Genomic DNA, 20,751 nt, shown 5'->3' on the forward strand with positions numbered 1-20,751 from the left:
TTGAACCCGCTAAGGAGAAAATTAATATCCAATACCTAGCTTTTTTAACCTACTTTTTAATATGTTGCGCCATTATTAAGCATTTCTGGCCTCGCTACCCAGGATGGGGGCAGCGGATCATCCTACTGAGCCTTTTGGTCTACATCACGGCAGTCATGGCCCTGTGCTTGACCCCCGCGCTTCTTAGCGTTGCCTCTGCTCATAAGCGTCTTTTCTATCTCTGGGGTGTTCCCTATAATATCATCCCCTTCCAGGGACTCAGCCACGAGTTCTTCCTCAACGTCATTATGACGGTTCCCTGGGGCGTCTACCTATTCCTTATTAACCACCGGCAGAGATTAGCAGGGGTCATCCTGTTCTCTTTTCTGTTCAGTCTCTTCATTGAGCTGAACCAGTTCATCCTCGACCTGCTAGTCAACCTGGGTCGACTAGCTGATGTCGATGATTTGATTACCAACACGGCCGGGGGCCTGATCGGTTTCTTGGTTATGACCCTCTTATTCCGGACACAAGTCCACCGCTTGATTCAATATTTTAGTCTCAGTAAGGACAAAGTTTGGTAAACTATTACTGTGAGGTGACATTAATGATTTCAAACGAACAGCGTGCACACGATATTGCAATTGCCTTAATGCAAGCTAACAGCAAGGATGTTGAACCAATTGAGGCTTACCACCGCTATGTCAACTATCTGCTGCCGATTTTACGGGAAATTGATAAGGACTTCCCCCACGGAATCCGCGAACACCTTAATTAAAAATATACTAAATACGCCACGACTCGGCCAAGCCCGTATCATGGTGTATTTTAATCTATTGCTAAATTAGAAAGGGGAAAATGATTTATGTTTAATGAACATCAAAAACGATTCGACTGGTTTAGTCTAATTCTGGGAATCCTGTTTGTGATTGCGGGCTTTGCATCCTTCATGCATCCCGACAAGACCCTTCACTTCCTGTCCATTCTAGTCGGGATTGCTTTTATTTATCGGGGAATCTACGAATTGTGGTTCCGTAAGTTTATTGATGTCACTCTGAACGAACACTCCGCTTGGATTGCATTCGCAGCTATTTTAGATATTATTCTAGGGGTTATTGTCCTCGTCTATCCTAACTGGGGAATTCTTTACCTAGCAATTTTATTTGCGATTTGGTTCATCATCGATGCCATCATACAAATCAAGGCAGCAGGTCTCTTCAAAGAATTCCATCGCGGGTACGCTACCTTATTAATTATTCTCGGGAGCGTTAGCGTTGCCCTGGGAGTAATCCTGCTGTTCAGTCCAATGCTTTCCGCACTGACCATTGTTTGGCTGGTTTCAACAATGCTGCTGGTCTTTGGCATCATGCATATTATTCAAGCATTCTAAACTAAGCCGGGAAAGGGTATGGCTAGTATAGGACAATCGTTGGCGCGTTAGGGCCAGCGGTTGTCGTAATCAATGGACTTGCTTTGCGGCACTAGACACCAGGAACACGCTTCGACGCGAAGCTAACCTCTTGGTTCTCCCGCGATTACTTATGTAGTGTATTTAAAAATAAGAGGCTGGGAAAAAACTCCTAGTCCAAAGCAAAAACCGGATGATGAATTTTTTGAACAATTCATCATCCGGTTTTTATGTACACAGGAAATCGTTCCTGATATGATGTAATTACCACAAAACAACCCAAAGGAGCGATTTTCATGTATCAAAATTATACCATAGGACAAACCGAATTCGTACTAAGCTATAACTATGATTTACCACAAAATCATATTGCGCGGCTAATTAGTGATTTTGTCGACTCGATTCCACAAAATGTGCTATTAGAAGATTCAGGAGCGGCTACCGGCCGCCCTTCATCGCATCCAGCAATTATGCTTAAGATTCTCTTGTTTGCCTACGCACGTCAAACTTATTCTGGAAGAAAGATTGAAATGATGTTGGATGAGAACCTGCCAATGCGTTGGTTAGCTCATGATTATGCTTATAGCTACCATACCATTAATAACTTTCGACGCAGTCAGCACGCTAGTAAGCTAATTAAACATGCCTTTGTTTACTTTACCATGGCTTTGAAAGATCACGGACTAATTCAAAATGATGCAGTTTTTATCGATGGGACCAAGGTAGAAGCCGATGCCAATAAATATTCATTTACTTGGCGACGGGCAGTTGAAAAGTATCACGCTAAGTTAAGAGAAAAGACGAGTAAGCTTTATGAGGAACTAGTAGAAAAACAAGTGGTGCAAGAAATGGCACCCGAGCTGGTTACTTCTGCCGAAGGCATGGAAGTAATGGAACAAGAACTTGCGGAGAAAATCACTAAGTTAGATGAAGAGATTAAGCAAGAACCAAAAATCATCAAAGGTGGTTCAGTTAGAAAACGGCGCCGTCGTTTTCTAAAAAAACTTCGCCATCAATTAAGCAACGACCTAATTCCGCGTGCCAAAAAGTATGAACGTGCCGAAGATATCTTCCAAGGTCGTAATAGCTATTCCAAGACTGATCATGATGCGACTTTTATGTGTATGAAGGAAGATCCGATGATGAATCGGGAGTTAAAGCCCGGCTATAACCTGCAAATCGCTACACATAAGCAATTTGTCCTTGATTACGGGCTCTTTTCAAATCCAACTGACACCAGGACCTTAGTGCCATTCCTTACCCAGTTTCATGCTTTAGATTTCTTTAAGCATATCGTTGCCGATGCCGGTTATGGTAGTGAGTACAATTACACAATGATTCTTGATCAGTTTGAAAAGCAGCCTGTTATTCCATACACAACTTATCAAAAGGAACAGAAACATAAATTTAAAAACGATCCAACTAAATCACAAAATTGGCAGTATAATGCCGAAGATGATTACTACATCGATCATTTAGGAGTTCGCTTTAGCTTTTATCGGTATAGTAGGCGAACCGATAAATATGGTTTCGAACGTGATTTCAAACTCTACCGAGCGGATAAGCACCAACTGTCAGAACAATTGGATGAGTTGGCAAAAACACCAAGTGGTCGGCAACGCTATATGCAGGTTAACCCAACGTGGAATTATTACAAGGCTAAAGTAAAAGCAACCCTCTCAAGTGACGAAGGCAAGGCAATTTATCGTCGACGAAAGTTCGACGTTGAGCCAGTCTTTGGTCACATGAAGAGGGATTTTGGCATACGCCGAACTCATCTACGCGGACAACGGGCTGTGGAAAATGACATTGGGCTAGCCTTGATGGCATTAAATCTAACGAAATTTGGTCAATCAATTAGTCGATTGGCGACTAATTTTATAAATAATTTAAAATCCGGACTATGATTTTTGAATCGATCAAAAATTATAGTCCGGATTTTACTGTTAGAGAACCAAGAATTAATAGTTAATTCCCAGCCTCTTACTTTTAAAGGCAATTATTTATTAGTCAATATCAATCCGGGTGTCGTTCTCGTCACTAGCTTGTAGCTTTGGCAGGTTCAAGGTCAAAACACCGTTCGTGTATTGAGCCTTAACTGCGTCCCGGTCAACGTCTGGCAAACGGTATTGCCGACTCATCTGACCATACCGCCGTTCGGTGTGGAGAACATTACCATCCTTGTCGCTGTCATCGGCAAAGGTGTCCCGGTGACCAGTTACGGACAAAATGTTGTTAGCATAGTTGATATGAATGTCTTTCTTATCAAAGCCAGGCATATCAATCTTGACCATGTAGCCCTTATCATTTTCAGACACATCGGTCTTCATGTGATCAGCTACTGGTGTTAAGTCTGAGAAGAAGTCATCATTCATCCAGTCACGCATATTCATCAGATTATCAAATAAGTTGTTACGACGTTGAATTTCGTTAGCCATATATTGAATCATCCTTTCTAATACCTTGTTTACATTTTCTATATTAATCATTGGTCAACAATAGTCAAGAAAAAATTAGCAGTTAATTGTGTTGAGTGCTAATTTTTATTTGACCAATATTAACTAAACGGCTAATTGCAACGTGCCCAAGGGTTCTGGCACCTGACATTTTACTAATTGACGAGCAGAAATTTTATCTATTCTTCTAAATATATGAATATTTTATCATACATAATTGTGCTAAAATGTACCTATTAATTACTGAGGAAGGCTTAAGACAATGAATCTTATGAAAAAACTACTATTAATCACTCTGGTTGGTGTATTTGCATTTATCACAACTAGTGTCACCGCTAGTGCCGATTCCCACATGCGGACACCCATTGATTACCGGAAGCCATCAGAGACGATTCCTTACCCGGATATCGACAAACTCAAGGATCCCTGGATTAAGGTCAGCATCAACAAAAACCGGGTCTACATCATGTCTGGCAATAAGGCGGTATACACAATGTACTGCAGCGCCGGAAAGTACGAAAACAAGGATGGTAAACGGGTAAGTATTACGCCGACTGGCACCTTCGCTATCCAGTCCGAACGGGGTAATAGCTTCTACAACCCATCGGTTAAGTGTGGGGCAAATAACTACGTTTCTTGGCACGACAACGGTTCCTACCTCTTTCACAGTGTCCCAACGGATAAGGACGGCCACTACATCAAGTCCGAAGCGGCTAAGTTGGGTAAAATGACCGCCTCTCACGGCTGTGTCCGCCTGTCCGTTCCAGACTCCAAGTGGATGATGAACGTGCCGGAAGGAACCAAGGTTGTTGTCCAGGATAACTAAGAGGAGGTTTCCTAATGAAAGAGGTAACAATTAACGGGATCACCCTCCCTGCCGTGGGTATCGGCACCTGGAACGTCGGTGATCACCCTAGCCAACGGCAAGACGAAATTGCCGCCATCCAAGCTGGCATCAATGCCGGGGCCCGGGTGGTAGATACCGCTGAAATGTATGGCAATGGCCGTGCAGAGCGACTTGTCAAGGACGCCATCGCCCCCTTTGACCGGGGAAATCTTTTTCTGATTGATAAAGTCCTCCCCCAAAACGCTAGTGCCCGCCTTTTAGAACGGAGTCTCGACCGGAGCCTACAAAACGTGGGAACCGATTACTTTGACCTCTACCTCCTTCACTGGCGGGGAACGGTACCCCTATTAGAAACAGTCACTACTATGGAGGAAATGGTTAAGAAGGGTAAGATTAGGTCCTGGGGGGTCTCCAACTTTGATGTCAGTGACCTCCAGGAGCTATGGGCACTGCCCAATGGGGACCACTGCGTTGCCAATCAAGACCTGTATAACCTTGATGAACGCGGGATTGAGTTTGACCTTCTTCCCGTGATGCGGACCCAACGTCTCCCTTTAATTGCTTACTCCCCCCTTGCCCAGGGTGATTCTATCTCAGGCAAACTAGCTACCAATAAAGTCCTGCAAGAGATTGCTGCTAACCACCAGGCCACAATTTACCAGGTAATGCTGGCATGGACGCTACGGGAACCAGGCGTTCTGGCAATTCCAAAGAGCGGTTCGGCACAACACGCTCAGTTAAATGTCCAGGCCAGTTCACTTGAATTTACCAGTGACGAACTGAAGCAGCTAGCGGCCACCTTTCCCAAACCAACTAGTAAGCAGCCATTAGCTGTCATCTAATAAAACGAAAAAATCGACACCAGCGCTTGAATTCAAACGTTAGTGTCGATTTTTTAGCCTCGCCAGGGAAAATCGAGCGAGATGGCACCAGCAATTTGTTGCTCAGACTGCCGACTAGCCCGTCGCTTTTGACGACGACCTTCGTACCCGGCCATTAGTGTCCGTTGCTCATCGGTCTCTGGAACCATCCCCGCCACCGGAACTGCTTTATGAGGGTCTTCAATGACGTAAGTGATGAAGCAGGTGAAACCCAAGAAGCGTTCGCCGGTCATCAAGTGCTCACCAATAACCTTGACGAAGACCTCGATGGAGCGGTGACCAACTCCAGTGACGTAAGCCTCCATGCACATTGAATCTTGGAGCTTGAAGGGCCGAAGAAATTGAACGTTGTCCATGCTTGCCGTGACAACAACCGTCCGCGCAACCCGCATGGCAGCTATCGAGGCCTCCCCGTCAATTAATTCCAAAATCCGTCCCCCATAAACGGTGCCGTGTTCATTGAGGTCATCATTGAGAACCCGGTGGACGGAAATGGAGAGTGTGTCATTACATTTTGCTTGCATAATAAATGGAACCCCTTACACTTTTTTATTATTCTAACATAATTGGATAGAATTTAAATTTCACTCACCGTTTGCTCAAAGATACACTATAATAATAACAAGGCTATAAGAAAGGATTGAGATCAATGCCTAAGCAAGAAAAAATCAAGACGCCTTCGCTCTATGTCAACACGGAGCGCGGGGTTGCTTTGCTAAACCTGAGTCATGCGTATTACAAAGACACCTACTCACTAGTCAATAGTGATGAATTATTGGAAGTTGTTAAGTTGTACCTTGATTCTAAGAATCCGGAATACGACGATGACGCATTTGATAATGCCACGCCTGAACAATATGTTCAAACATTAAAGAAAATCCTGATTGATGATGACAGTGCCTTTGACAAGTATGGTCCAAAGGATATTCTGGCCAGCGTTGAAGAACTATATTCTTTTTACCGGTCCTTACTCCGGGTAACAGTAATTAATTACAATAATAGCAAAATTGCCGGTAACGAATTTAAGATGATCGACGGGCACTTCAACGACCTGGTTCGTGAATCCTACCGGGTGGTTGAAGAAAAGCTCCAGGGATTTGCCAACCAAACCTACCGGCAAGTTAACGCCGCTTCAAACGCGGCCATTCTTGTTCAGACACATGATTGGCCAATCCCAGAAGGTTACGACCAGTTGCGCGATATTGACTTTATCGATACCGTCATGCTCCGTCCACCAATGATGATGCACACTAAGAGTAACAAGCGTGAAGGGGTCTTCTCCGCTGTTGAAGAGAACCCCATCAAGCGGTTCCACGGTCAAAAGGGCCAATGGTACTGCTACCCGGCTAAGATTGGGGAAAGCTTGGCCTACATCTACTTCAACGTTGACTACCTAGTCAACGGGATTGCCCTCTCTAACCTCTTCCAGCTAGCCCAGCCAGACGAGGTCCGGGGTCAAAAGCCCGACCTGATTCTGCTCTTCGGCTTGAAGGAAACCGAGGGAATGGTTTCGCACTACTACCACGATACCAAGAACCACATCTGGGTTGGGGAAGTGCCATACACTGACAAGACCACCTACTTTGGTTACATGAAGAAGATGTGCCTGACATTGCATAACCTCCACCAGATTTACAACGGCCGCCTGCCAATTCACGGCTCCATGCTGCGAGTGCGGTTCACCAATGGTAAGGAAAAGAACGTGGTCTTCTTTGGTGACTCCGGTGCCGGGAAGTCCGAATCAATCGAAGCAATGCAGGAAATCGCTGATGACAAGATTGTCGATATGGAAACGATCTTCGATGACATGGGTAGTTTTACTATTGGTGACGACAGCAGAATCTACGCCCAGGGGACCGAAACCGGTGCCTTTGTCCGCCTCGATGACCTGTCCAGTGCGGTCGCCTTCAACAACATGGACCGGGGTGTCTACCTCAACCCTGAACTGTCCAACGCCCGGGTTATCATCCCCGCGGATACCTACGAAAACGTCATTAAGCACCACCCGATTGACATGTGGGTTTACGCTAACAACTATGACGAAAAGGTTGGCATCCACCGCTTTGAAAACGAGGAAGAAGCCAAGAAAGTCTTCGTTGCTGGTAAGCGGAAGGCCCTTGGAACAACTGATGAAGTCGGCATGAGCACGACCTTCTTTGCCAACCCATTTGGCCCCGTTCAAGAAGAGGAACGGACCAAACCAATTATTGACAAGGTCTTTAACAAGCTCTTTGCTAACAACGTTTACGTCGGTGAAGTCTACACCCACCTTGGAAACGACAAGTCCAAGAAAGCCCTCCATGAGTCTGCGCGGGAATTATTAGATGTTTTGATGAATAACTAGTCTTCAATTAAATTTATAAAATAAGGGAACTGGTGCGTTTTGTGCCAGTTCCCTTTTTAGGTCATTAAAAAAGCCGGAGAAAACATCTCCAGCTTTTTAACAAATATGGTTAAATTTTAGTACCAACCGTGTGATTGCCAGAATGCTTGCGCAGCTGTCCAGGAACCATAGCGGTTAGCAACGTATTGGTCAGCAACCCGTTCTTGGTTAGCGGCAGAGTAGTCACCGTTCAGGTATGAAGCGGATAACTGGTACTTACCGATGTACTGACCATTAGTAGCGGTGTATGAACCACCGGATTCACGAGCAGCAATCCAGGCCTTGGCACTGGCTTCATTGCCAGTTACACCTGAAGTGTAGCTAGTGTTGGTAGTTGCCGCACCTGTGTAACCAGTTGCAGCCGCGTTAGCAGCTTGGGTGTAACCACTAGCCTGTTGGGCAGCTGCAGGTTGACTAGTCGTTGCTTGCGTTTGGCTAGCAGCAGCTGACTGTTGAGCTTGGCTAGTTGCTGCTTGGGTTTGGCTAGCAGCAGCTGACTGTTGAGCTTGGCTAGTTGCTGCTTGGGTTTGGCTAGCAGCAGCTGACTGTTGAGCTTGGCTAGTTACTGCTTGGGTTTGGTTTTCCGGAGTAGCACTTGGCAACGTTGCCACTTCATGTTGCGTTGCTGGTGCGACTTCACCATTATCCTTGATAACTAATTTTTGACCAACGTAGATTAAGTTCTTGTTGGCAATGTGGTTGGTTGAAGCTAAGGTATCAACAAAGCTTAAATCATGACCGAACTTGTAGGAAATTACTGATAAAGTATCACCACTTTGCACCGTGTAAATTGAATCAGCATTTGCAGTCGTAGCAGTAGCAATGGTACCCAATGCAACAGCTCCAGCAACAGCAGCAGTAATTTTTGCGATGTTCTTAGATAACTTCATAAAGATTAAATCCCATCCTTTTCATAATTCTATTGCTTATTCATCACTTCAGATTGATTCATATCAATCAACACCTATACTATACCTGCTGAAAGTTACACAGTAATTACCAGCGAATATCATTTTTACCTTTATGCGTAATAATTCGTAACAATTTATATAGATTTTTTTATTATTAATCATATAGGCCTTAGCAAGTCATGCTTTCATCCTGTTGTCTCTACTAACCACAAAATGTAACAAAACAGACAAAAAAACTGCAATTTACCAGAAAGAAATCCTGTAAATTGCAGTTTTTCGCTCTTTTAGGGTCTGCAGTGTAACATTGTCGTAATCAGCTTAGGAAAGCCTAATTTTTTAATTCCTGTTGAACATAGTAATCAATTGATCCCATCTGTTCTGGAAGGGTCGTCTTAAACTTATCGTTATTACCACCATTCAGGTAAGCGTAATCGCCATTTGGCAGTTTTACTGCTAACCCAATTCCGATGTTTTCCAAGGACGTTCCGTTTTGATACTTTGCAGACCACTGCGTAATCCGCGTTGTTGGATCTGGAGCTACACCGGTTGATAATGCCTTGGTAGTAAAGAGGTCGGGGTACTTGGCTTGTAACTCAGCCAGGTACTTGCCGCCATATTTCTTTTGACCTTCGCCCCCACCAATTGTGTAGGCAAAGTAAATCTGGTTAGCAAATGTCTTACCATCGACACTCATTTGTTCACCATATTCGTTGGCCCGTGTTACAGTAACAGCTTCTTGACCACTGAAACCAATCATCTGGTTCATTACTAGGTCTTCTTGAACCTTCAAACCGGCCTTGTGCAGTGCGGCAATTGCGTTTGCCAATTCTTCACCACTACCGTACTTAGTTGGGTTCTTAGTCGTTCCTAAGGTGTAACGGTCATTTGTTCCGTAGCCTTCATTGTAACGACTCATTGAGAATGGCGTATATGCTGGTGCCATCCAGAAGTCAGTAATCCCAAGACTGTTAAATAATTGTGCATTCTTAGCAATAACATTGTAGGCATGTTCGTTTACACTAGTTGGTTCAGGTTGATACAGACTAAAGTCCTCATAGATCAGATGTGAATCTAATGCTGCGTTAGATTCAAAAGTCTTGTCCGGCCGTGAAGCGACAGTACTAGAACTAGTCGATGCGTCCTGCTGTCCAGCTACTACAGGGACCCAAACACTTAGGTAACCACTAACGTATGGGTTGGCAAAACCCTTTACCTTAACATACAGGTTACCATTAGCATCCGTTGTCAGCGTCTTCGGGTTAAGACTGCCAGTACCATCATAAGTTAACCCCGCATCAGTGGTATCAATTAGGTTTTGATACTGCTGATTAGCGTGTTCTTTACCCATATTAATAATGTAGGTATTGCTTGCCATATCAGTGTTGTTGCCGACAATGACAGCCATCCCCGTCGTCCGACTAAGTGGATCAGTCCCAATGCTGTTAGCATCAGCAACTCCTTTACCATAGCGAACACTAGCAACGGCATTTTGACCGCACCTTTCGATTGATTGTCCACCACTGACGAATTCTTTTCTAGCTTTCATCAGGGTCGTAATTGCATCATAGTACATCGATTTTTCAGCCATATATGGCTTTGTTTCGTTGTATAAGTCACCGTAATATACCTGTGGGACAGTGTCCTTATTGCTTAAAAGAATTGCGTATTGAGCAGGCACATTGTATTGGGCATATTGTTTATAGGCTCTTGCCTGGTCCACGTAAAATTCTTGCCAAGCCTGGTTAGCATATTCAGCCTTGTAACCAGTGGTCATAATATTCTTCACACCAGGATGATCATTGATAATTATCTGGTTAATAAGGTTCTTTCGCATGTCATGGTTAGTAACGAATGACCAGTTTGGTGTCTGGCTCTTGCTACCATCATCATTAGCCCGGTGAACAACCGAGTTAGTGGCAAGGTGTGTGATGTCGTCACGATTGGATATCCGTCCAAGAACATTTTCAAGAGTGTAGAACATCGATGCATCCATGTATAGCGCTGGATTACCCTTACCATCCATTAAGGACTGATCAACGCTGCGCCAACCCTCGTTGTAAACCAAGTGATTATTTGCGTTAGTCTGATTGCCCTTAGTGTGGTAAAGGTCATTCATCAGTTGTCCTAACTGGTCAAGGACATCCGCGTCCACACCTTCGGCAGCATCGACCCGAAAACCATCAAAGTTTCCATCTGGGTTATAGTTCATCAATTTTCCATAGTTGAGTAAGAAGTACTCCCAGTTAAGATTTTCCGCCTGGACAACGGGGTTAGAGTTGTCGATATCATTACCAACCAAAAGTTCTGGGCTAACAACTTCTGGGCTAACGCTGTGGTTTCCCTGTTGATTATTAAGGGTCCGGTTCATCAGGCGGTAGTTACTGTCTGCATAGCTCGTGTTTCCCTTTGTCTGATCAGCAGAATTGTTATTAACAAAGATTAATTGATCACTACTAGTAGTCCCAATAAAGTCTGGCACATAAGAAGGACTGTTAGTCACCGACAGTTCTGATGCAGCAGATAATGATGGGACAGTCTGCATAAAGGCATTGACGTCATTTGCCAATTTGCTGGTACTCTTATTTTTCGCTATGCTTTGTTCAATTACATAACGCAGGTTTTGCGAGTCCTCATTCAATATCTTGGTATCAGTACCGGCAGACAAATCCGCGACCTTAGCTGGTGTCAAACCATAACCTTCATTAGTGTAACCATGGCCGACAAAGTACTTAATGAATTGTGCCTGAACATCCTTATTTGGCCATGCATACATCAAGATTGGCCGCCAGTCACCAGCCCCGGTCTTGTACCATGTCTTACCATCTTGGCTTGTTCCAATTGGTCGGTACCAACCACTGTAGCTAAGGTAGCCATCAATATTGTTAATAGAGTTGGCATCCATCGAATAGGCCAAGTTCTCCCAAGTACCAGCGTCGAGGCTCTTAATAAGCTTGTTTGTCCGCATATCATAAATATTAAACTTGCCGTTTTCAATTGCCCCACGGATGGTGACCATTGCTCCATTGTTACCCTTCTGATAAGAAGCCGTAACTGGGAAAATTTCCGACCAGTAATCAATATGACTGCCACTTTCGCCATTGACACCATCTGACGAGAACCGATGGACCAATTGAACCTTAGCATTCGCAATGTTGTTATTGAGAGTCAGATAGCCCTGGAAACCAGCCAACTGGCTATTAGCGATTGCTGGGTAGACCTTTTGTACGTCGGGACGTTCTTGATCAATGATTCCGTGCTGGTCAACCCGGGCCCGGTAAACTTCCCTACCATTTTCCAGAACAATAATCCACTGGTAAGGGTGAGTACTACTCTGGTCAGTGGCATGCCAACCGCTAAATTCTAGCTGCTTGCCATTGACTTTCACATAGTCAAAGTATCCCGCATTAGTTGCGTAATCCCCACTATATTGGTCAGTTGCACCGTTACCATCAGGATTACCATCGTTGCTGTTAACAAAGCGAAGCATTACTTGCATTTGACCATTCAGCTGGTTGAGTTGGTTAGCACTTAGCTTAATGGTGGCATCGAAACCACTTCTACCACTGTTATAAATTGTTGGATAAACCTTTGCTACATCCGGACGTTTAGTCAGCGTCAGTTTTTGCCGGACAACCTCCTTGCCATTATTCATAATAAATAGATAAGCATTGCGCTGTTGGAGCTGGTTATCACTGGCCATCCAACCGGCAACGTGAAGGCCGTCGTTAGCCATTGTAACCTGGTCGACACTGAAAGCCGTTTGACTCAAAGTAAATGGTGCTGACCAGAAGTCAGTGTGGGCGCCATTATTGCCGTTACCATTTGCGTCGGTTGAATAACGACTGACAACTGCATAAGTGTGGCCAGCTTGCAGCCCATCAGCGCTAAAGGCACCTGTAAAGCCTGCATTTGCTGCCGATTTAACTGTTGGGTAAGCCCTAGCCACGTCTTGACGGATGACACTGGTTGCCTTAACTACACTAACCTGCTTGTTAGCTGTTTGATCATATAAGATTAGAAAATGGTTACCTTCAATATTGGAGAAGTCAGTCGCATGCCAGCCCGTAGCGGCCAGTGAACCATTACTAAAGTTAATCTCGTCAAGGTGACCCTGATTACTTTGGTTAACTGGTGCAAACGACTTAGCAGCAAACCACAAGTCAGTATTTTGTCCCTCACCGTTAGCACCGGTGCTGTACCGGCTGATGATTTGGTAACGGTGGTAAACATTTAAACTATTCATTGCAAAATTGACGTCAAAGCCCGACTTATTGGCATTTACGATTTCCGGATGGACCTTAGCCACGTCCGGTCGGTCCTGTCCCGCCTTAACAAGTTGTCGCGTAACTTCTTTCCCAGTTGTCTGGTCAAATAAGATGATGTAATGATAACCCTTTTGGATAGCCTGGTTAGTAGCGTTCCAACCGCTAACGTGGAGTTGACCATTATTAACAGCAAAGTTATCTAGGTAGCCCTGGTTACTGTCATTAAAGACAATTGGCTGAGATTCCCAGTCGACATAGTCTGAATTACCGTCAGACTGACCGCTGTACCGACTAATGATACGGATAGCGTCCTGATAACTCTGCATTTTATCAAAGTTAACCTTAATCGACGTATTAAAGCCAGAATCACCAGCATTATAAACGTTGTGAACATTCTTGACATCTGGACGCGCGACGCCAGTAACCTGTGTCCGCCCAAGTTCGGCATTAGTCGTGTAATCATAGGCAATTACAAACCGGTAGTTTTTATTGACCGCTTGATTAGTTGCCTGCCACCCAGAAACTTGCAATTCATTATTATTAAAGTTTGCTGAATCCAAGTTTCCATAAGAACCATTGTCCTGGTGATTATAGTTTTGACTTGGTGTATTAGCTAGATTATTACCAGTCGGGACAACAGCTTTTGACTCTGGTTGACCATTAGCGGTCGGTAGTTGGTTACTTACACCGTTTGTTAATGTTTGAGTGTTGGTTGTTCCTTGGTCCGCGTGGACAACACCACCCATTAACAGGGCGGTGGAAGCAGCAACCGTAGCAATAGTTGCTGTTACCCACCGCTTACCATCCTTATACAATTTATAATGCTTCTTGATTTCCATAGTATTCCTCCAAAAAAATTAGCATTAAACCGTAAACAATTATACCGCAAAAATGATTACATTTTTATTTTCTGCCAAATAAAAATGCTGGGGGGGACACCCTCAGCGCTTTATATAATTATTATAATTATTGATAAACATCCTTCATAATGTTAAAAATGATGAGCTTAAACGCCTGGCCAATCGCTATCTTGTGGGGTAATCACACGTTCATTAGTCATCAATGGTTCACCGCTAGTTGGTTTGAACGGTTCCGCTAGCACGGTCCCACCTTCATCCTGGTCAAGGTAAGTAGTTAAACTAGCCTGGCTTCCCTTTCCAAAGCCATCAACCTGTGGAAGAAAGTGATATCGTCCATACTTGTGAGGGTTAAGCATTGCCCTTGCTGTCCACTGGCTTGCATCCCCATCCAAGAAATTACTTAACTTAATAGTGACGTCACCATCATTTTCCATCGTCTGGTCTGTCCGAACGCTTGCGCCGCGGGCCTGATAAAGACTTAGCCCTTGGAAAATTACTGGTGCACGCAATTGATTATTTTGCTTAAAATGCACCCGGGCATTCGCCCCCACAAGAATCTCGGTATCCGCAAACAATGGTTGGGCACTCTTAACGACCATCTTTTCCACCAGGGTAACCTCACTATTGGCCCCCACAATAATAATGTTCTGCGGGTTAGTCATCATCCCGCGGGGCGCAAAAGTGATGGGAACTACGACCTGCCGGTTGCTTGGCACGTAAATAAACTGACCCCCGTCGATGTTCGCCAGGTGGGCCGCAAACAGTTGGTTATCATGCCAGCTAATCCCCTTTTCCATTAGGTTTTCCTGAAGAAAGGTCGAGTAGTTATCGACAGCCTGAGTTAGCGGAGCAGCCATAAAATCACGGCCCTGATGTACCAACCAGTTTTCCTGGTAACCACCTGTTTTTATTTGCCAAGGTAGCCACCGTTCCTGGCCACTAAACTTAGGCAAGCGACCCTGTATAACTTGCGCTAGCTGTCGCTTTTTAGTTAACCATGCCGGTTCGCCGGCCCACATGACAACTGATTTAGTCACGAAAACCAGCCTCCTTAGTGGACAAGCTTGTCCCAGATGACAACATGTCCCGCATCAAGTGACTTTGGAACGTCAATAATCCGCTGGTTAGAGCTCCCCCGGAACTGGAGGGTTAGGTCCTTTTTGGCAAGGATGAAGCGGCCGTCAACCAGGATATCAAGGTTGTGAAGAAGCTCCAGTTTATCAGCGGACTCCTTTTGCAACTCTTCCCAAGTGTAGCCAGTCCAGGACCAAATGTCCTTGTCATGACCGAATTCTTTGCGCAGACGATGGACTAGTTTCAGGCAGACCTGGGTATTTAAAAAGGGCTCACCTCCCAGCAGGGTCAGTCCCTGTACATAGTCATGGGAAAGGTCCTCCATGATCTGGTCTTCCAGTTCCTGGGTGTAAGGCTGCCCATAGTGGAAGTTCTGCGCTGCCTTGTTATAACAGCCTGGACAGTTAAAAAGACAGCCACTAACGTAAATGCTGCACCGCACCCCTTCACCATCGACGAAGTTAAAGGGCTTGTAGTCCGCCACGTATTGAAGGGAATGGTCCGCAGCAAGCCATTCTTTTGGTTTAGGATTATTTGGTTGTCGCGTTTGCTTATTCTCTACCATTAAGTCTCTTCCTTAAATTTGCTTTCCCTTGATGGATGCATGAGCCTCGCGCCGGTCGCCCTGCCGTGAAGCCTCAAACTGGGCGGCAGACTTGATCATGGATGGGCTCATGTGCTTAACCCGGTGAATGATTTCCTCGTGCCGGCCGTGAACCATTGGCCGCTGTTGAGGGTTCCCCAAATAGCCACAGGTCCGCTTAACAACGTCACAGGTTGCCGGGTCGGAGTTACCACATTGCGGGCACTTAAAGCCCCGTTCAGTCGCTTCAAATTCACCCTTGAAGCCACACTTGAAGCATTGGTCAATGGAAGTATTAGTTCCCAGATAACCGACATGGTCGTAGGCCCAGTCCCAAACTGCTTCCAGGGCCTTAGGGTTTTGCCGCAGGTTCGGGTATTCGCAGTAGTGGATGAAGCCCCCTGCTGCTTGGTATGGGAAGTCTTCTTCGAATTCCAACTTCTCAAACGGGGTCGGGTGCTTGCGGACATCGTAGTGGAAACTGTTGGTGTAGTATTCCTTGTCGGTGACGTCTTCGACCCGGCCAAACTTCTTAATATCGTCCTGGCAGAAAGTATCGGTCAAGGATTCCGCAGGCGTTGAGTATAAGCTAAAGTGATAGCCTTCCTCGTCTTCCCACTTAGCACAAAGGTCGTGCATAGCCTTGGTAATAGAAACGGCGAAGTCATGGGCTTCTTTGTTGTGTTCCCAGTTAGGGCCATAAAAGGTCGTGCAGACTTCGTAAAGGCCAATGTAGCCCAGGGAAACCGTAGCCCGGCTATTCTTGAAGACCTCGTCAACACTGTCGGTCCGCTTCAGCCGCTTGCCAAAGGCGCCATACATGTAGAGAAGTGGCGCATTTTCTGGTTTAGCTTCCTTGGTCCGCTTAATCCGGTAGTCGAGAGCAATCTTGCAGATATTCATCTTTTCCTTGAAGATTTCCCAAAAGAGCCGCTTGTCACCGTGGGCTTCAAGGGCAATCCGGGGGAGGTTGACGGTTACCACACCGAGGTTCATCCGTCCGGAATTAACTTCCTTACCAGTCTCCGGGTCAGTCCACCCTTGTAAGAATGAACGGCAGCCCATTGGAGTCTTAAAGCTCCCGGTGATTTCTTTGATCTTGTCATACATCAAGAGATCGGGGTACATCCGCTTAGTGGAGCACTCCAGGGCTAACTGTTTGATGTCGTAGTTCGGGTCACCAGGGTTAAGGTTGAGCCCCCGCTTCAGGGTAAAGATTAGCTTAGGAAAAATTGCCGTCCGGTGTTCTTTACCCAGCCCCTTGATTCGAATCTTTAGGATAGCCTTTTGAATCTCCCGTGAAATCCAGCTGGTTCCCAGACCGAAGTTAACGGTAGTAAATGGAGTTTGACCTTGGCTAGAGTAAAGGGTGTTAATTTCGTATTCAAGGGCCTGCATGGCGTCGTAGATATCCTTCTTGGTCTTTTCCCTAGCAAAGGCTTCCCGCTTGTCGGGAGCAATCCATTTGTCAGCATCCTTCATATGCTTTTCGTAGTTAATCTTGGCATACGGTTCAAGCAGTTGGTCGACTCGGTTAGCAGAGCAGCCACCGTATTGTAGTGAGGCAACGTTGGCAATGATCTGGGACATCTGTGCCGTGGCGGTCTGGATGGACCGGGGGGAGGAAACCCAGGCGTTCCCAATCTTGAAGCCATTCTTGAACATTTCATCAAAGTCAATCAAGCAACAGTTAGTTTCCGGCGTAACCGGGGAGTAGTCAAGGTCGTGCCAGTGAATGTCACCACGGAGGTGGGCCTTGGCAACAATACCCGGTAGCATCCGTAGCCCGAGGGCCCGGCTAACAACCCCGGCTTCGAGGTCCCGTTGGGTATTAAAAACCCGGCTATCCTTGTTGGCATTTTCGTGGACAACCTGGTCCTTACGCCCAAAGAGTTGTTCCAGCTTGTGCTGTGGGTTAATCGCTTCGGCAAAGGCTTCTTCGTCTTTCTTCCGGTAGTCAGTAAATTGCTGTGCCAATTCCGTGTGTCCAGCTTTCTGTAACCCTTCAATAAATAGTTTGGCAATGGTTGTGGCGGGAACTTCTTCTTCATCAATCAATGCATCAAAAATCGTCATATAGACAATGTGCTTGGTCTTGTCGTCAGCTTTAAGTGCATTTAATACTAAATCGATTTTGTATGCATAAAAGGAGGTCTTGGTCCCGTCACGTTTAATAACCTTCAGCTTTGCAAGATTATTTAAATCTTGTTTATCAATAATTTGGACCTTCATTTTATTTTTCCCCTTTCAAAATTTAACAATTTTATAGTATCGCAAAATACAACCAGTAGAAAGTATTGACATCCGACACACTATATGTTGTGGTAAAGTAAAAATTATGGTCAGGATGAAAATAAAACGGTTAATTTCAGAGCGCGATAAAAAAGCAACTCTACTACTGGTGCGGCCAGGACCACTTTCTTATCTTTTGAAATCGAATTAAGAAGCGAGCCCCCTTTATCAAAAGATAGATTTTTATTCTCCAGGAAAGTATGAAAAAGCTGTCATATTTCCAAATATCAGTGAAAAAGGGTTCGCCAGGATATTGAAAATAAGTACAGAATCTGCTCAAAAAAGAAAATAATCTAAGCCAAACCACTTAGATTATTCTTCCCAATATTTACATGCTAGATTGTATCATCTAATTTCCAATGATACTGGATTTTCTTTCTCGATTCAATCGTTATTTATTAAATCGGTTAGCTTACTTACACTTAAAGGCACCTGCACTGGTTACTTGCTACCGATTGTTGCTTTGTATCAAATTTCCTGTACTAGGTCGTTTCACGAAAAATTCCCGTCAGATTGGTAATAATGTAAGCAGTCAATAACGACACGTCTAGGCATGGTCAGCCGATCCTCCTATACTGAAAATATAAAATTCAGTACAGGAGGATTTTTTATGGAGGAAACACACGATATTGTGACACCGGTTTTCAAAACTAAAAGTGAACCAGTTAGTAAGCCTAAATTTTCGCCGCGACCAGCTGTTAAAATGAAAGTTGATAATGTCCAGCTAACATTTTTCAAGGGTGCCAGTCCCAGCCTTGCGGCTGAGATTTCAAAGGTTGTGGTGCGCTATGCTCATTAACTGGCATGATCCCGATCATGTTTACCTAGTCTGTGGAAAAACTGACTTGCGTAAGGGAATCGATGGACTAACAATGGTTATCGCTGAGAATTATGGGTTGGAATTATACAACAATTCACTTTTTCTGTTCTGTGGATCCCGCAATGACCGATTTAAAGGACTACTTTGGGATGGTGAGGGCTTTATCTTGCTTTACAAACGCTTTGAAAATGGCCATTTGAGTTGGCCGAGATATAGTAGCGAAGTCAAAGAGTTATCAGCCAAACAATTAGATTGGCTATTAAAGGGACTAAACCCATTACCGGTTCGTAAGATTAAAGCAGCGCAACCAGGTACCTTTTATTAAATTACCTCTGTTTAAAATCGTTGTTCTTTGATATAATTACCGAAGAATAATTTAAAGGGAGGTGACGTATCATGAGTAAAAGTTTAGTCGAAGAGAATCGCGAGCTTAAGCAACAGATCAAAGCCCTAAAGGAACAGGTCAACAAGTTGACGGCAATTATTAAGCTTCAACAGAATCAAATGTTTGGGAAAAAAACTGAAATAATTGAGTCCGTAGTTGATGGTCAGCAATCACTATTTAGCGATGATGAACTAGATCAGCTGCAAGATTCTAATGTTTCAATCACGGAAGTGATTGAAAAGAAAGAAAAACAAGTGGTGCGTCACCGGAAAGCTAAAGTTTCTGGGCAGCGGACCGCTTTTTTGGATGGTTTACCTCAAGTGGATGAGACAATTCATTTAACTAATACGAATTGTCCAAAGTGCCATGAACAGATGAAAAAGATTGGTAAGCATCTATATAGCCGCGAAGTCCGACTAAAGCCGGCCGAATTGTACTGTGCGAACCTATACCAAGAAAGCTACAAGTGTAATGACTGTGATGAGGACGGTAAAGATATCATCATTAGTAGTCAAATGCCGCAATCATTATTGCCTCATAGTTATATTTCCAGCAGTATTTTGGCTAAAGTAGCTGAGTATAAATTTTCCTTAGCCCTACCCTTTCATCGACAAGTAAAGCTCTGGCAAGCCGTTGGTTTGCCAGTTAGTGGTCGTCAACTCGCAACTAATATCATTACAGTTAGTCAAACATACTTGAGGCCACTGTATGACCGGCTAACCCAATTAATGCAAGGTGAAAACGTAATTCAAATGGATGAAACGCCATTTAAGGTCATTGATGAAGCTAAGACTACCAGTTATTTTTGGGCAACAAGAACTACGACTGAGTTTAGCCATCATCATATGGTAATCTATCATTATCGCAATACCCGCTCAGGAAAAGTAATCGGTGATATTATTGGACAAAACTATCCAGGCTTTATCATGTGTGATGGGTATGGAGGTTATAGCAATCATTTATATCCCCACGCCCACTTTGGCTCTTGTTTAGTTCATATCCGGCGAGAATTCATTCGAATCACTAAATTACTAAGCAAGAAGCAATTAAAGCATTCGAAAGCTCTTCATGCGGTAAAGCTCCTCGGGACTGTTTTCCATAAGGAAAACGGATTAATATATCAAACTAAGGAAGAGAAACGACAGCAAAGGATTATTCATGTGAAGCCGTTACTTGATAAATTTTACCGTTACTTGAATAGTATTATTTCACCGCAAGGCCGACTTTGTGCAGCTATCAAGAATGCTTTGAAACTTCGGACAAGAGTATATCGAATCTTCGAAGATGGGCAAATACCGCTGAGTAATAACTCATTGGAAGGAGAAATCCGGCTTACAACACTGATTCGTAAAAACTGTTTGTTTGCGAAAAGTAAACGCGGAGCTGAGGCCAATGCGATTTACTACACGCTAGTGGCAACAGCAAAAGTAAATAAACTAAATATATATAAATATTTTAAGTACCTGTTTGATCGACTACCCAACCAGAAAAGTAGCGACATTGAGGCTCTTTTACCATGGGCAGAAGAAGTACAGCAGGTATGTCATGAAATCGAGTAGGAGGTAATTGATTAGTTCAATTACCGACCTCTCACACCACCGTACGTA

Annotated in this window: 17 protein-coding genes; 10 read left to right on the plus strand and 7 right to left on the minus strand. The window is 44.4% G+C overall.

Features of this window, described 5'->3' with window-relative positions; translation table 11 throughout:
* The first annotated feature begins 134 nt into the window (after positions 1 to 134).
* The 4 genes from KZE55_RS07025 (at position 135) to KZE55_RS07040 (ending at position 3,294) form a co-directional block, all read left to right on the plus strand.
* Positions 135 to 563 (plus strand): VanZ family protein, encoded by a 429-nt coding sequence (locus KZE55_RS07025; protein WP_156410650.1) that lies wholly within the window; start codon positions 135 to 137, stop codon positions 561 to 563.
* Positions 564 to 586: 23 nt separating this feature from the next.
* On the plus strand, positions 587 to 757 hold the full coding sequence (locus KZE55_RS07030) for a hypothetical protein (protein ID WP_169746074.1): 171 nt from the start codon (positions 587 to 589) through the stop codon (positions 755 to 757).
* Positions 758 to 844: 87 nt separating this feature from the next.
* Positions 845 to 1,369, plus strand: coding sequence for an HdeD family acid-resistance protein (locus KZE55_RS07035; RefSeq protein WP_222257939.1), 525 nt, complete (start codon positions 845 to 847; stop codon positions 1,367 to 1,369).
* Between the two features lie 314 nt (positions 1,370 to 1,683).
* Positions 1,684 to 3,294: an IS1182 family transposase gene (locus KZE55_RS07040; RefSeq protein ID WP_222257689.1), complete on the plus strand. Its 1,611-nt coding sequence runs from the start codon at positions 1,684 to 1,686 to the stop codon at positions 3,292 to 3,294.
* A 99-nt stretch (positions 3,295 to 3,393) separates the two neighbouring features.
* Here the strand turns inward: KZE55_RS07040 and KZE55_RS07045 are convergent, their stop codons facing one another.
* Positions 3,394 to 3,825, minus strand: a complete 432-nt coding sequence (locus KZE55_RS07045) for an Hsp20/alpha crystallin family protein (RefSeq protein WP_047767071.1) — start codon at positions 3,823 to 3,825, stop codon at positions 3,394 to 3,396.
* Between the two features lie 280 nt (positions 3,826 to 4,105).
* Between KZE55_RS07045 and KZE55_RS07050 the strand changes: the two genes are divergently transcribed.
* Both KZE55_RS07050 and KZE55_RS07055 read left to right on the plus strand, forming a co-directional pair.
* Positions 4,106 to 4,669, plus strand: a complete 564-nt coding sequence (locus tag KZE55_RS07050; protein ID WP_222257940.1) for a L,D-transpeptidase — start codon at positions 4,106 to 4,108, stop codon at positions 4,667 to 4,669.
* A 14-nt stretch (positions 4,670 to 4,683) separates the two neighbouring features.
* Positions 4,684 to 5,532, plus strand: a complete 849-nt coding sequence (locus tag KZE55_RS07055) for an aldo/keto reductase (protein WP_222257941.1) — start codon at positions 4,684 to 4,686, stop codon at positions 5,530 to 5,532.
* 53 nt (positions 5,533 to 5,585) lie between these two features.
* On the opposite strand, the gene KZE55_RS07060 is transcribed toward KZE55_RS07055, so the two are convergent.
* Positions 5,586 to 6,095 (minus strand): acyl-CoA thioesterase, encoded by a 510-nt coding sequence (locus KZE55_RS07060; protein WP_047767065.1) that lies wholly within the window; start codon positions 6,093 to 6,095, stop codon positions 5,586 to 5,588.
* A 125-nt stretch (positions 6,096 to 6,220) separates the two neighbouring features.
* On the opposite strand from KZE55_RS07060, the gene KZE55_RS07065 reads away from it, so the two are divergent.
* Positions 6,221 to 7,915 carry a phosphoenolpyruvate carboxykinase (ATP) gene (locus KZE55_RS07065; RefSeq protein WP_222257942.1) on the plus strand — a complete coding sequence of 565 codons (1,695 nt, stop codon included), beginning with the start codon at positions 6,221 to 6,223 and terminating at the stop codon, positions 7,913 to 7,915.
* A gap of 116 nt (positions 7,916 to 8,031) precedes the next feature.
* On the opposite strand, the gene apf is transcribed toward KZE55_RS07065, so the two are convergent.
* The 5 genes from apf to nrdD all read right to left on the minus strand — a co-directional run bounded on the left by apf (position 8,032) and on the right by nrdD (position 17,879).
* Positions 8,032 to 8,844 (minus strand): aggregation-promoting factor, encoded by an 813-nt coding sequence (gene apf / locus KZE55_RS07070; RefSeq protein WP_222257943.1) that lies wholly within the window; start codon positions 8,842 to 8,844, stop codon positions 8,032 to 8,034.
* A gap of 349 nt (positions 8,845 to 9,193) precedes the next feature.
* Positions 9,194 to 13,969 (minus strand): glycoside hydrolase family 70 protein, encoded by a 4,776-nt coding sequence (locus KZE55_RS10295; RefSeq protein WP_261313217.1) that lies wholly within the window; start codon positions 13,967 to 13,969, stop codon positions 9,194 to 9,196.
* A gap of 167 nt (positions 13,970 to 14,136) precedes the next feature.
* Positions 14,137 to 15,027 (minus strand): SufD family Fe-S cluster assembly protein, encoded by an 891-nt coding sequence (locus KZE55_RS07085; protein ID WP_222257944.1) that lies wholly within the window; start codon positions 15,025 to 15,027, stop codon positions 14,137 to 14,139.
* Between the two features lie 14 nt (positions 15,028 to 15,041).
* Positions 15,042 to 15,629, minus strand: a complete 588-nt coding sequence (nrdG, locus tag KZE55_RS07090) for an anaerobic ribonucleoside-triphosphate reductase activating protein (RefSeq protein WP_047769687.1) — start codon at positions 15,627 to 15,629, stop codon at positions 15,042 to 15,044.
* A 12-nt stretch (positions 15,630 to 15,641) separates the two neighbouring features.
* Positions 15,642 to 17,879 carry an anaerobic ribonucleoside-triphosphate reductase gene (gene nrdD, locus KZE55_RS07095; RefSeq protein ID WP_222257945.1) on the minus strand — a complete coding sequence of 746 codons (2,238 nt, stop codon included), beginning with the start codon at positions 17,877 to 17,879 and terminating at the stop codon, positions 15,642 to 15,644.
* A 670-nt stretch (positions 17,880 to 18,549) separates the two neighbouring features.
* Here nrdD and KZE55_RS07100 point away from each other — a divergent pair.
* The 3 genes from KZE55_RS07100 (at position 18,550) to tnpC (ending at position 20,703) form a co-directional block, all read left to right on the plus strand.
* On the plus strand, positions 18,550 to 18,738 hold the full coding sequence (locus KZE55_RS07100; protein ID WP_047770499.1) for a hypothetical protein: 189 nt from the start codon (positions 18,550 to 18,552) through the stop codon (positions 18,736 to 18,738).
* On the plus strand, positions 18,728 to 19,084 hold the full coding sequence (gene tnpB, locus KZE55_RS07105) for an IS66 family insertion sequence element accessory protein TnpB (RefSeq protein WP_222257946.1): 357 nt from the start codon (positions 18,728 to 18,730) through the stop codon (positions 19,082 to 19,084). Before KZE55_RS07100 ends, tnpB begins: the two co-directional genes overlap by 11 nt.
* 71 nt (positions 19,085 to 19,155) lie before the next feature.
* Positions 19,156 to 20,703, plus strand: a complete 1,548-nt coding sequence (gene tnpC, locus KZE55_RS07110; RefSeq protein WP_222257947.1) for an IS66 family transposase — start codon at positions 19,156 to 19,158, stop codon at positions 20,701 to 20,703.
* The last annotated feature ends 48 nt before the right edge of the window (positions 20,704 to 20,751 follow it).

The organism is Limosilactobacillus panis (assembly GCF_019797825.1).
GTDB classification, from domain to species: domain Bacteria; phylum Bacillota; class Bacilli; order Lactobacillales; family Lactobacillaceae; genus Limosilactobacillus; species Limosilactobacillus panis_A.